Origin of the sequence: Acidovorax sp. NPDC077693 (genome assembly GCF_044542805.1) — a bacterium.
Classification (GTDB): domain Bacteria; phylum Pseudomonadota; class Gammaproteobacteria; order Burkholderiales; family Burkholderiaceae_C; genus Acidovorax.
On sequence record NZ_JBITVD010000001.1, the window covers coordinates 299,716 to 311,713 of the forward strand.

Below are 11,998 nucleotides of genomic sequence, written 5' to 3' on the forward strand. Positions count from 1 at the left end.
TGCTGTTGACAACAATTTTCGCGACGCCACAGGCGTTGTCGGACAAGGGCACAGCAATGCCAACCCGGTCAGATAATGTCAGGCTGTACCATTCGCGCCCTCGGCCGCTCATACCCTGAGCCAGCACTTGGTGGGCGCACCCAAGTCACCCGTATTCCGCAATGGCCATCAATCTCTTCGCACGCGCCGCTGCCGCGCCCACCCCCATCGAGATCCAGACGTTGCTGCACGCTTATCAAGAGGGCGACTTGCAGGCCGCGTTCTTGAAAGCAGAGGCCGTGACCACGAAGTTTCCCAGGCACGCGCTGGGGTGGGGGATTTTGGGGGCCATCCATCGCGCCCGCCGCGAGGATGCCAAAGCCCTGCCCTGCCTGAAAAAAGTAGCCGACATCCACCCCGCGGATCCGACGGCGCACTTCAATCTGGCCAACGCTCTGCGGGACCTGGGCCAGTCTGAAGAAGCAGCCCGCCACTACCACCGTGCGCTGAAGCTCAAGCCTGATCTCCCCCATGGCTTCTTCCATCTGGGCAACATGCAGCACGAGACCGGCAAGCTGGACTTGGCCGAACGCAGCTTCCGCAGGGCTCTGGACCTGACGCCCGATCACATCGAAACGCTGAGCAACCTCGCCTACGTCCTGCAGGATGGACGTCGCCACCAAGAGGCACTGGCTCTCTACGACCGTGCCCTGGCCATTGATCCTGACAATGCAGCGCTGCACTACAACCGTGGCGATGTGCTGCTGGAGTTGGAGTTGCTGGATGACGCGGAAAACGCAGCCCGCAAAGCCATAGGCCTTGCACCCGACATGGCACAAGCCCATGCCCTATGGGCCCAAGTACTCAAGGCCCGTGGTGATCTGGACGCAGCGGTGCGCGCATACCAGGAGGCGCTGCGCATCGAGCCTGACAACACCGACATCCATAGCAACCTGCTTTTCACGCTGAGCTACCTGCCCTTGCAGCGTCAGTCAGAGAACCTTGAGCACGCCAAGGCCTTTGGGCACACCGCTTGGCGTAAGGCCCGGGCGGTGGCACTGGCACAGGACTGGACGGGAGACCCTTCCCCGAAGGTCCTGCGTGTCGGGCTGGTATCAGCCGATCTGCGCAATCACCCGGTAGGCCATTTTCTGGAAGGCATTCTTGCCAACCTCGGCTCCCCCCGGATTGAACTGGTTGCGCTGAGCACTCAGAGCTTTGAAGACGACCTCACGCGGCGTATCCGCCCAGCATTTTTGGAGTGGCATTCGCTGGCCGGCATGCCTGATGCAGAAGCGGCGGCAAAGGTCCGCAGCCTCGGCCTGCATCTGGTGCTCGACCTATCGGGCCACACGGCAGGAAACCGGCTGCCTTTGTTCGCCCATCGCCTCGCCCCCGTGCAAACCACATGGCTGGGATATTTCGCGACCACCGGCGTGCGGGAGATGGACTATCTGATCGCAGATGCCATCAGCCTGCCGCGCGAGTACGAAAGCCATTTCACCGAAACCATATGGCGCCTGCCCGACACGCGCCTTTGCTTTACACCGCCGAGAGAAACGGTCCAGGTCAATCCCCTGCCCGCGCTGACGCAGGGCTTCGTGACATTCGGCAGCACCAGCAATCTGCTCAAGCTCAATGACAGCGTCATCGCATCGTGGAGCCGAATTCTGGGCAATGTCCCGCAAAGCCGATTGCTCCTTCAAGCCAAGCAGTTGGGTTCGGTCGATATGAGGCAAGCGCTGACCCGCCGGTTCGCCACCCATGGTGTACAAGCGGACCGCTTGATTCTGAAAGAGCCTGCCGACCGGAGTGCATACCTTCACACCTATCACCTGGTGGATTTCTGCCTGGACCCGTTTCCATTCCCTGGCGGTACTACCACGGCAGAGAGCCTATGGATGGGCGTGCCCGTTATGACCCTGGGTGGAGACCACTTTCTCGCCAGGCAAGGCGCAGGATTGCTGACGAACGCAGGACTTGCGGATTGGATTGCCACCGATCTGGAAGACTATGTCGCCCGCGCCATACGGCTCGCCCAGGATGTGCCCTCTTTGGCGACTTTGCGGCAGGAATTGCGCAGCAAGGCCCTGGCATCACCCATCTTCGATGCGCCCCGTTTTGCTCGGAACCTTGAAGACGCTTTCTGGGGCATGTGGGACCACAAGAAGAACGGCGGCCTTGAGGCCTGACTCACCCCAGCGCGTTCAGCCGGTCCTTGAGCAGCGTCGCGCCGCCGGGCTGCGCCTCGATGAAGCCGCGCTCTTCCAGGTCTTTCATCACGCGGCTGACCATCTCGCGGGAGGCGCCCACCATCTTGGCCAGGTCCTGGCGAGAGATCTTGTCCTTGATGATCAGCTGGCCCTGGGCATCGGGCGTGGCGAAATCGAGGAGCGCGTGGGCCACGCGGCCGTACACATCCAGCAGGGCCAGCGACTCGATCTTGCGGTCGGCGTGGCGCAGGCGCTTGACCAGGCCACGCATGACCACCAGCGACATCGAGGCGTTCTCGGTGAGGCAGCGGGCAAACTCGGTGCGGCCGAGCATCAGCACGTCGGTCTGCACCTCGGCGCGCACGGTGGCCGAGTGGGGCTCGTTGTCGATGATGCTCATCTCGCCCAGGTAGTCGCCCGGCGACAGGGTGGCCAGGATCACTTCGCGGCCGCGGCTGTCGGAGGTCATGACCCGGGCGCGCCCGGTGAGCAAAATGAACAGCGCGTCGGACTTGTGCCCCTGCTCGACCAGGGTCTCACCGCGCTTGAAGCGGCGCTTGATGACCGCGCCGCTGATCACCTCGGCCTGCGTCACGGTGAGCAGCGAGAACAGGGGCACCCGGCGCAGGAGGTCCAGGTTGGACAGCATCGTCGACATAAAAAGCTTCTCCTCTCGATGTGGCATGCACTTTCACGGCGCCTTGAAGACCTGGCGCACAGGGTGCGCTTGCACCGGCTCCGCAACGGGACATCCATCGGTTCTTACAATCGCCGTGATTGAATTTGGAGCGGCGTGCGGAGACCCCGAGCGGTTGATACTTGGCGCCCCATCCCCCAGCTTTCCCCAACAGCGCCCCGTGTAGCGGGCGCAAAACACAGGCTTTTACCATGTCCACCACCCAACACGCGAAAGTTCTGATTCTCGGCTCCGGGCCTGCAGGCTACACGGCAGCCGTCTATGCGGCGCGCGCCAACCTGAATCCGGTGCTGATCACCGGCATGGCCCAGGGCGGCCAGCTGATGACCACGACCGAGGTGGACAACTGGCCTGCCGACGTGCACGGCGTGCAGGGCCCCGAGCTGATGCAGCGCTTTCTGGAGCACGCAGAGCGCTTCAAGACCCAGGTGATCTTCGACCACATCAACAAGGTCGACTTCAGCCAGCGCCCCTTCACCCTCACGGGCGACAGCGGCACCTACACCTGCGACGCGCTGATCCTGGCCACGGGTGCATCGGCCAAGTACCTGGGCCTGCCGTCGGAAGAAGCCTTCATGGGCAAGGGCGTGTCGGGCTGCGCCACCTGCGACGGTTTCTTCTACCGCGAGCAGGACGTCTGCGTGGTCGGCGGCGGCAACACCGCTGTCGAAGAGGCGCTGTACCTCTCCAACATCGCCCGCAAGGTCACCCTGGTGCACCGCCGCGACAAGTTCAAGGCCGAGCCCATCCTGGTGGACAAGCTCAACGAGAAGGTCGCCGCCGGCAAGATCGAGCTCAAGCTCTTCAACACCCTGGACGAAGTGCTCGGCGACCAGACCGGCGTGACCGGCATCCGCATCAAGAGCACCAAGGACGGCAGCACCGAGGACATCCAGTTGCAGGGCTGCTTCATCGCCATCGGCCACGCGCCCAACACCGAGATCTTCCAGGGCCAGTTGCAGATGGAAAACGGCTACATCATCACCCAGGGCGGCCTCAAGGGGTTTGCCACGCAGACCAGCGTGCCGGGTGTGTTTGCCGCGGGCGACGTGCAGGACCATGTGTACCGCCAGGCCATCACCAGCGCCGGCACGGGCTGCATGGCCGCCCTCGACGCCCAGCGCTTCCTCGAACAGGAAGGCTGATCGGGCCCCCGCCTCCCGGCGGGGCTTTTTTGCCTGGATTGCGCGCCAGGCGACAGAAACCGGGGTTCAGGCTATAATCCGTGGCTTTGCTGAATTCAGCTACGCCTTCGCGCGGCAGTTCGGGCAGCAAAATCGGGTTACCGCCACCCTTTCTGGCGAGGTGAGGCCGCCAGCGAGCCCTCGGCAAGGATTGCCCAGGGCGCCCGCAAACGGCCGTTAAAAAGTATCGGAGTGTCCTCATGGCACGCGTCTGCGACGTAACGGGCAAGAAGCCCATGACGGGGAACAATGTTTCCCACGCCAACAACAAAACCAAGCGCCGGTTCCTGCCGAACCTGCAATACCGCCGTTTCTGGGTCGAGACTGAAAACCGCTGGGTTCGCCTGCGCGTTTCGAGCGCTGCCCTGCGTTTGATCGACAAGAACGGTATCGACTCGGTGCTCGCAGACCTGCGCGCACGTGGTCAAGCCTAAGGAGAAGCACCATGGCAAGCAAAGGCGGACGCGACAAGATCAAGCTGGAATCCACTGCGGGTACCGGTCACTTCTACACCACGACCAAGAACAAGAAGACGATGCCCGAGAAGATGCTGATCATGAAATTTGATCCCAAGGCTCGCAAGCACGTCGAATACAAGGAAATCAAGCTGAAGTAATTCGGCTGGATCCCTTCAAAAAACCGCCCTTTTCAGGGCGGTTTTTTTATGGCCGCTTCGCCGCCTGCAACATGCGGTCTGGTGGTGGGCCCTGCCGCCTCGCCCCGCCTCACTGCTGTCCGCTTACGCCGCCCTGCGCACAGCAGCAGGCTGCTCTGCCAGTTGCGCGGCGATCAGGGCGCCCAGCGTGCGGTAGCCCGCCTCCACCTGCGCCGTGAAGGGCATGCCGCAGCTCAGCCGCAAAAAGTGCTCGTACCGCCCGGTGTTGGAGAACATGGGCCCCGGCGCAACGCGGATGCCGTTGTGCAGTGCGTCGTCATACAGCCGCGTGGACGATATGCCCTGCGGCAGCTCCAGCCACAGGCTCAGCCCGCCCGGAGGCAAACTCAGGCGGGTGCCCGCCGGAAAGTAGCGGGCCACGGCCCGGGCGGCCTGCTCGCGCTGGATGCGCAGTTGCGCCCGCATGCGGCGCATGTGGCGCTCGTAGGCGGGCGAATCCACGCTGCGCGCAGCCAGCAGCTGCGACCAGGTCTGCATGTTGCGCGTGCGGGCGAACTTGATCATCTGCACACGGGCCTGCCAGCGCCCGGCGCTCATCCAGCCCTGGCGCAGGCCGGGCGCAAAGCTCTTGCTGAGCGATGCGCAATAGATCACCTGCCCTGCATCGCCCTGCCGGTCCCAGGCCTTGGCGGGCCGCAGCACGTGCGGCGACTCGACGAACTCCCGGTAGATGTCGTCCTCGATGAGGGCCATGCCGTATTCCACGCACAGCGCCACCAGGCGCTCCTTGTGCGCATCCGGCATCACGCTGCCCTGCGGCATCTGCAGGTGGGGCACCACCACCACGCCCTTGAGCCGGGGCTCGTTGCGCGCGGCCAGCTCCAGGGCTTCGAGCGACATGCCGGTGTGCGGGCTGCAGGGGATCTCCAGCGCGCGCAGCCCCCGCACCTCGATGGCCTGCAGGATGCCGAAGAAGGTGGGCGATTCGACCGCGATCACGTCGCCCGGCTCGGCCACGGCATCCAGCGCCAGGTTCACCGCCTCGGAATTGCCCAGCGTTGCGCCGATGTCGCCCGGCGCAATGCACACGCCGAAGGTGAGCGCATGCCGCGCCATGGCCTGCTGAAAGTCCGGGTGGGTGGTGGGCGCCGACGGGCCGTACACCAGGATGTCCGGTTGCTCGCGCAGCAGGCCATGGGCCAGGCGGTTGAGCGCCGCGGAATCGAAAAGGCTCGGCGCGGGCATGGCGCTGCCCAGGTCCAGCGGCAGCGGGCCTGCCCGGCGGGCTTTTTCGAGAAAGCCGGAAATGCGCTCGTTGATGCCTGCGAACACCCGCGGGTCGTGGGCCAAGGGCTCGTGCAGTTCGGGCTCGCGCGCACGGGGCAATGCCAGGTCCCCCGGCTCCCGCACGAAGTAGCCCACCCGCTCGCGTGCCTCGACGCAGCCGAGCGACTCGAGGTGGCGCAGCACCTGCAGCGCCGTGGTCAGGCTGACCTGGTGCCGCTGACACAACTCCCGCACCGACGGCATGCGCATGCCGGGCGTCAGGCTGCCGGCGGCGATGGCCTGTTCGTACAACGCCGCCAGTTGGCGGTAGAGCGGGGCATCCCGCGAATCGGTGGAAGGTGGCATGGCGGGTAAGGGGTGTTGCTGCCGAGCCGTGGCGCGGGCCCTGCAGCCGTTCAGTGCATCGTGCCCGAGCCCTCTCTGCGAGAACAGATACAGGAAGGCGCAGACAGGACCATAACAGCATGCCGGCAATCGCTGCTGTTCTACCTGCTACGGCACAGCCGTGTACCTGTTCCGGTGGGGCTGATTTTTCTACGCTACAGCCTCACTGCCGCCACTTTCTTCAGGAGCACCGCACCATGCCACAGCACCCCACTCCAACCGCCACACCATGCACCAGCCCAGCGGCCGCAGTCACCCTGGGCCTCACCCCCGGCCAGAGCCTGTGGCTGTGCCTGCCGCCCGGCAGCGTGCTGCACGCCACCCAGGGCGAGGTGTCGCTTCGGTTCGCGCCACGAGACTGCGGGCACGCGTTGCACACCCCGCCCCAGGCCCGCCTGGGGGCGGGCGAACATCTGGCAGGCGGCGGGGCCACCCAGGCCGCCTGGGTGCAGGTGGCCAACGCCCTGCACTGCCGCGCAGAGATCCAGGTGATCGAACGCACGCCCGCACCCGGGCTTTGGCGCCAGGCGCGGCACCTGCTGCGCACAGCCCTGGCAGGCCGCGATGAAACGGCGCAGGACCACACCTTCGGCAACGTGCCCGCGCTGCGATAGCCGCCGGTCATCCCTCCCTCACGCATCGCTCAGCGCTTGTGGTGCGCGGCCAAAGAAAAAGGCCTTGCCGAATGGCAAGGCCTTGAGCACGGGGCACGGGCTGGGTCAGGCCTGTGCAGCACGCAGCCGCAGCGAGAACTCGCGCAGCGCGGCAATGCCGCTTTCTTCCGCGCGGCGGCACCAGGCCTGCAGGTCGGCCGTCAGTTGCTCGCGCGACTGCGACGTGTTGAGCCACAGCTGGCGCAGCTCTTCGCGCATGGTGACCATCTTGTCGAGCGCCGGATGGGCGGCACGCGCCTGGGCCAGTTGCGGCAGCGCGCCCGCAGGCACCTTCTCGGCATCGCGGTGCAGCCAGCGCTTGGCGGCGGTCAGTACCGAGACGTCCGCCTGGCGGGCCTTGAGCGCCGCGATCTCTTCCTTGCAGGCCTGGCGCACGCCGCGGGCGTAACCGGCCATCACCTCGTAGCGGTTGGCGATCAGGGCCTCCAGCGTCTTTTCATCGGCCACGGGCTTCACGTCGCCCAGTTGCAGCTTGGGCGGCACCTTCTTGACAGTGGCCCAGCCCACTTTCTTCATCAAGCTGATGTAGGCCCAGCCGATGTCGAACTCGTACCGCTTGACCGAGAACTTGGCCGACGTGGGGTAGGTGTGGTGGTTGTTGTGCAGCTCTTCGCCGCCGATGATCACGCCCCAGGGCGAGAGGTTGGTGCTGGCGTCCTGCGCCTCGAAGTTGCGGTAGCCCCAGTAGTGGCCCACGCCGTTGACCACACCGGCCGCCCAGAACGGAATCCACAGCATCTGCACGGCCCAGACAGCGGCGCCCACTGCGCCGAACAGCGCGAGGTTGAGCACCAGCATCAGGCCCACGCCCTGCCAGCCAAAGCGGGTGTAGACGTTGCGCTCCATCCAGTCATCGGGCGTGCCGTGGCCGAACTTCTTCATGGTCTCCAGGTTCTTCGACTCCGCACGGTACAGCTCGGCGCCGCGCCACATCACGGTATCGAGGCCGCGCGTCTGCGGGCTGTGCGGGTCGTCCACGGTTTCGCACTTCGCGTGGTGCTTGCGGTGGATGGCCACCCACTCCTTGGTCACCATGCCGGTGCCGAGCCACAGCCAGAAGCGTAAGAAGTGCGACGGGATCGCATGCAGGTCCACCGAGCGGTGCGCCTGCGAGCGGTGCAGGAAGATCGTGACGGCCGCAATGGTGATGTGCGTCGTCGCCAGCGTGTAGAGCACGATCTCCCACCAGGCCAGATCCCACAGCCCGTGGCCCAGCCAGTCGATGGCCGCATTCAGCACAGCCCAGTCGGGTAACAGCATATTCAAAAAACCTTGTACAAAACACCCGGGCACCAGTGGCGGCGGGACTGTCAATTTTAAAGCGCGCACCCCATTCGGGACTGCAGGTTATCCACAGTAGCCAGAGTGATTTGGCCCCTGCGTCGCCTTCACGACAACGCCGTGCAAGCCCTGTGCCAGAAAGGCTGCGCGACACGGCAAAACCGCAGCTCCCACGCCCGTTTCGTCACTTGCGCCGCACCGGCACGGCCTGCGTCGGCCCCTCGGTGGCACCGGCGCGGCCTGTGCCAGTGCCACCGTGGAACCGGCTTTACCGGTCCACCGTTGACGTCCCCCTTGGGGAAAGACGCGCAGCGGCCCAGGGGGCTTACTTCCTCGTCCAGACCGCGGCGAAGAATCCGTCCGTCTGGTGCACATGGGGCCACAGGCGCAGATATCCAGTGCCGGACTCGCCGCCGCTGCACAGCTGCGCGGCGCCCTCGACCTTGAGCTGGGCCAGCAGCTCGCCCGCGTCCACCAGCACGAAGTCGGGGTGCGCGGCGCTGAAAGCCTCGGCGATGGCCTCGTTCTCCTGCGGCAGGATGCTGCAGGTGGCATACACCAGCCGGCCGCCGGACTTGAGCAGCCGCGCGGCGCTGGCCAGGATGGCGGTCTGCTTGGCCACCAGTTCTTCCACGGCCTTGGGCGTCTGGCGCCACTTGAGGTCGGGGTTGCGGCGCAGCGTGCCCAGGCCCGAGCACGGCGCGTCGACCAGCACGCGGTCGATCTTGCCCGCCAGGCGCTTGACGCGGTCGTCGCGCTCGTGGGCAATCGCTGCGGGATGGACGTTGGACAGTCCGCTGCGGGCCAGGCGGGGCTTCAAGGCATCGAGCCGGTGGCCCGACACGTCGAACGCATACAGGCGGCCGGTGCTGCGCATGCTGGCACCGATGGCCAGCGTCTTGCCGCCGGCACCGGCGCAAAAGTCCACCACCATCTCGCCGCGCTTGGCGTCGAGCAGCAGGGCCAGCAGCTGGGAGCCTTCGTCCTGCACCTCCACGGCGCCGCGGGTGAAGACATCCAGCTTGGTCAACGCCGGCTTGCCGTCGATGCGCAGGCCCCATGGCGAGTACGGCGTGGGCACGGCCTTGATGCCGGCCTTGGCCAACTCCTTTTGCACATCGGCACGCTTGTCCTGCAGCGCGTTGACACGCAGGTCCAACGGCGCGGCGTTCGACAAACTCTCCACCAGCGGCCAGAAGCCCGTGCCCAGCTGGTCCTTCAGGGGCTGCACCAGCCATTCGGGCAGGTTGTGGCGGTGGCGCTCCATCAGCTCGTCCACCGTGACGGCGTCGCACTGGTCGAGCCAGTTCTTTTCCTGGTCGGTCAGTGCGCCGTTCAAAAAGTCGCGCGGGCCGTGAAAGCCCAGGATGGCCAGGCGCCGCTCCTTGGGGCCGGAGCCCGAGGGGGCCATGTGGTCGAACAGCAGCTTCTTGCGCAGCACGGTGTAGACCGTTTCGGCCAGGGTGGCCCGCTCGCGGGGCCCCAGGCCCCGGTTGTCACGGAAAAAGCGCGACACCACCGCGTCGGCGGGGTGTTCGAAGGTGAGGGTGAGTCGGACGAGTTCGGCGCAGGCGTCGAGAAGAACTTTGGGGTGCATCCCTCTATTGTCCCACCCCGCACACGCCTGCGGTGGAGGCGCGCACCCAGGGCAGCCGTCCTGACCTGCCACTAGCCGGTCGCGGGGCGCAGCTCTACCTCATGAAGATCGGATCGAACGCGTAGCGCTGAATCTCCTTGAGCGTGGGCGACTCGCCCGCCCACAGCGCCAGGGTGGGCCCGGGGATGCTCAGGTTGCGCTCCAGCGCGCGGCACAGGTGGTAGCGGCTGTCGTCGTCCAGGCCGGGCAGCTCCACGAAGAGCAGGTAGGCCCGGCGCTGGGGGTATTCGCGCAGGTTCTTGCGCACCAGCCAGCAGCGGGCCAGGGGGGCGCAGCGCGCCAGCTCGGCCGTGAGCTCGGCCAGTTCGAAATCGCTCAGGTCGTGGCGCGATATCTGGCTGAAGAACGAGGTGCCCGACAGTTCCTCCCACGCGCGGTCCTCGGACTCCTGCGCGCGTTCCAGGCGCTTGCGCCACTGCTTGAACGCGGCGGCGTCGTGCTCCTTGCCCAGGCGGGGGGTTTCCAGCTCGGCCAGCGCGGTGCGGGCGGCCCAGAAGCGGTCGCCGCTGGCGGTGTCCCACAGCCGGTGCAGCAGCGCCAGCTTGCCCTCGCGGTCGTCCTCGGCCAGGCAGGTGACCAGCCCGCGCAGGGCGGCCGGATGTTCGGGGCTGCGTTCCAGCGCGGTCTCGTACAGCGGGCGCACATTCGCACGCGGGTCCAGGTGGCGCTTGAGGCGCGCCAGTTCCACCAGCTCGGCCGCGCTGCTCTGGGCGGTGGACGCGCCCAGCGCCTCGGCGCGCACGCGCACGCGCTCCAGCCACGCGTGGTGCTGCTTCCATTCGGTGGCGTTGTCGCGGCACCACTCCTTGTCGAAATGCGCGACCCAGCGCTTGGCCTCGGGGCCCAGCAGGCCCAGCGCGGTGCCGCGCGACCAGTCGGGCACCGTGGGGGAGGCGTCCAGCGATTCGATGCGGTCGCGCAGCCCCGGGTGGGTGTCGTCCACGCTGCTGATGCGCTTCAGCGCCTGGCGCATCGCGTCGTTGGCAAAGGCAGCGTCCGGCGGCTCGGCCAGGCGGCGGCGCATGCTGCGGTACGGTCCCACGGGCAGCGGGTTGCCCGCGGCACCAGACCAGTGGCGGCCCCAGAACTCTTCGTGCAGCCAGGCGCCGCGGATCTCGATCTCGGCCAGCGCCGCTGCCGTCACCTCGCGCCCCAGCAGCCGGCCGGCGATGCGGTCGGCCTCGTACTCGTCCTGGCGCGCCAGCGCGAAGGTCTTTGCCGAGAACCGCGGAAAATACCAGCGCATGAAGGCCTGCGTGGCCGCTGCGGCCGGGCCCTCGTCATCGGACAGGCTGTGGTTCAGGCGCATCCACGACAGGCGGGTGCGGTAGATCCAGGCGGCAAACCGCCCGTGGTCGCCGCGCAGGTGCCCGTATTCATGGGCCAGCACCGCCAGAAAACGCGGGCGGTCCAGCGCCATCAAGAGCGGCAGGCCAATGGTCAGGTGGTTGACGGCACCGCCCAGCAGGCCGAAACGGGGCACCTGCTGGATGCTGGCGTTGAACTCGCTGTCGAGCCGCACCGTGTGGATGGGCGGCCCCTTGATCTTGCGGCGGATGCGCTCGAGCGCCTCGAACAATTCGGGGGCCTCCAGCGCGGTGATCTCCACGCCGCCCGGGGGCTCCAGCCGCACCCACAGCGCCCGCAGGCTCACCCACAGCAGGCCCACCGCCCCCAGCAGCAGCCACACCATGGCCAGCCGGAAGCGCCCGTGCAGGAGCTGGGGCACCACCCACAGCACGATCGCCGTGGCCAGCACCAGGCAGCCCAGCACCCAGGCATAGCCCAGCGCCGCAAAGGCGGCCACGCTGCGGCGGTAGGCGCGGCTGTTGTCGGCGCTGGCATGCTCGCTCATGCGCACGAGGTGCACAAAATCTGCCTGGTCCACGGGTGTCCCTCTTGCTCTGTATGGTTGCTCTTGTTCTGTGGCCGGACCGCAGCGCACCACAGTGCGCCATACGGCGGCCAGGCCGCAGCACAAAATGCCGGGCTGGTACAACCCGCCATCCTAACGAACCACCCACCA

The 11,998-nt window shown here is 66.5% G+C and carries 10 protein-coding genes; 5 read left to right on the forward strand and 5 right to left on the reverse strand.

Annotation, left to right across the window (positions count from 1 at the left end):
• The first annotated feature begins 161 nt into the window (after positions 1–161).
• Complete coding sequence (locus tag ACIGHN_RS01395) at positions 162–2,171, forward strand: tetratricopeptide repeat protein (RefSeq protein WP_396502960.1); 2,010 nt, start codon at positions 162–164, stop codon at positions 2,169–2,171.
• A 1-nt stretch (position 2,172) separates the two neighbouring features.
• Here ACIGHN_RS01395 and ACIGHN_RS01400 read toward each other — a convergent pair whose 3' ends face one another.
• The gene (locus tag ACIGHN_RS01400) at positions 2,173–2,850 is read right to left on the reverse strand and encodes a Crp/Fnr family transcriptional regulator (RefSeq protein WP_056416044.1); all 678 of its coding nucleotides are present in this window, start codon (positions 2,848–2,850) and stop codon (positions 2,173–2,175) included.
• A gap of 230 nt (positions 2,851–3,080) precedes the next feature.
• Here ACIGHN_RS01400 and trxB point away from each other — a divergent pair, with 230 nt between their 5' ends.
• The 3 genes from trxB to rpmG all read left to right on the forward strand — a co-directional run bounded on the left by trxB (position 3,081) and on the right by rpmG (position 4,689).
• On the forward strand, positions 3,081–4,034 hold the full coding sequence (trxB, locus tag ACIGHN_RS01405) for a thioredoxin-disulfide reductase (protein WP_056416041.1): 954 nt from the start codon (positions 3,081–3,083) through the stop codon (positions 4,032–4,034).
• Positions 4,035–4,273: 239 nt separating this feature from the next.
• Positions 4,274–4,507 (forward strand): 50S ribosomal protein L28, encoded by a 234-nt coding sequence (gene rpmB / locus ACIGHN_RS01410; RefSeq protein WP_010463481.1) that lies wholly within the window; start codon positions 4,274–4,276, stop codon positions 4,505–4,507.
• An 11-nt stretch (positions 4,508–4,518) separates the two neighbouring features.
• Positions 4,519–4,689 (forward strand): 50S ribosomal protein L33, encoded by a 171-nt coding sequence (gene rpmG / locus ACIGHN_RS01415; protein ID WP_007859760.1) that lies wholly within the window; start codon positions 4,519–4,521, stop codon positions 4,687–4,689.
• Between the two features lie 123 nt (positions 4,690–4,812).
• Here the strand turns inward: rpmG and ACIGHN_RS01420 are convergent, their stop codons facing one another.
• The gene (locus ACIGHN_RS01420; RefSeq protein ID WP_396502961.1) at positions 4,813–6,321 is read right to left on the reverse strand and encodes a PLP-dependent aminotransferase family protein; all 1,509 of its coding nucleotides are present in this window, start codon (positions 6,319–6,321) and stop codon (positions 4,813–4,815) included.
• Positions 6,322–6,557: 236 nt separating this feature from the next.
• On the opposite strand from ACIGHN_RS01420, the gene ACIGHN_RS01425 reads away from it, so the two are divergent.
• Entirely contained in the window at positions 6,558–6,974 is a 417-nt protein-coding gene (locus ACIGHN_RS01425; RefSeq protein WP_396502962.1) for a hypothetical protein, read from the forward strand.
• A 105-nt stretch (positions 6,975–7,079) separates the two neighbouring features.
• On the opposite strand, the gene ACIGHN_RS01430 is transcribed toward ACIGHN_RS01425, so the two are convergent.
• The 3 genes from ACIGHN_RS01430 to ACIGHN_RS01440 form a co-directional block, all read right to left on the reverse strand.
• Positions 7,080–8,294, reverse strand: coding sequence for a fatty acid desaturase (locus tag ACIGHN_RS01430; protein WP_396502963.1), 1,215 nt, complete (start codon positions 8,292–8,294; stop codon positions 7,080–7,082).
• Between the two features lie 346 nt (positions 8,295–8,640).
• Entirely contained in the window at positions 8,641–9,912 is a 1,272-nt protein-coding gene (locus ACIGHN_RS01435) for an RsmB/NOP family class I SAM-dependent RNA methyltransferase (RefSeq protein WP_396502964.1), read from the reverse strand.
• 94 nt (positions 9,913–10,006) lie between these two features.
• Entirely contained in the window at positions 10,007–11,860 is a 1,854-nt protein-coding gene (locus ACIGHN_RS01440) for a M48 family metallopeptidase (RefSeq protein ID WP_056416027.1), read from the reverse strand.
• Between the last annotated feature and the right edge of the window lie 138 nt (positions 11,861–11,998).

Coding starts and splice junctions, on each gene's coding strand:
- ACIGHN_RS01430 (WP_396502963.1), bottom strand. CDS start 8,294: ATGCTGTTACCCGACTGGGCTGTGCTGAATGCGGCCATCGACTGGCTG.
- rpmG (WP_007859760.1), top strand. CDS start 4,519: ATGGCAAGCAAAGGCGGACGCGACAAGATCAAGCTGGAATCCACTGCG.
- ACIGHN_RS01435 (WP_396502964.1), bottom strand. CDS start 9,912: ATGCACCCCAAAGTTCTTCTCGACGCCTGCGCCGAACTCGTCCGACTC.
- ACIGHN_RS01420 (WP_396502961.1), bottom strand. CDS start 6,321: ATGCCACCTTCCACCGATTCGCGGGATGCCCCGCTCTACCGCCAACTG.
- ACIGHN_RS01425 (WP_396502962.1), top strand. CDS start 6,558: ATGCCACAGCACCCCACTCCAACCGCCACACCATGCACCAGCCCAGCG.
- ACIGHN_RS01395 (WP_396502960.1), top strand. CDS start 162: ATGGCCATCAATCTCTTCGCACGCGCCGCTGCCGCGCCCACCCCCATC.
- rpmB (WP_010463481.1), top strand. CDS start 4,274: ATGGCACGCGTCTGCGACGTAACGGGCAAGAAGCCCATGACGGGGAAC.
- ACIGHN_RS01400 (WP_056416044.1), bottom strand. CDS start 2,850: ATGTCGACGATGCTGTCCAACCTGGACCTCCTGCGCCGGGTGCCCCTG.
- trxB (WP_056416041.1), top strand. CDS start 3,081: ATGTCCACCACCCAACACGCGAAAGTTCTGATTCTCGGCTCCGGGCCT.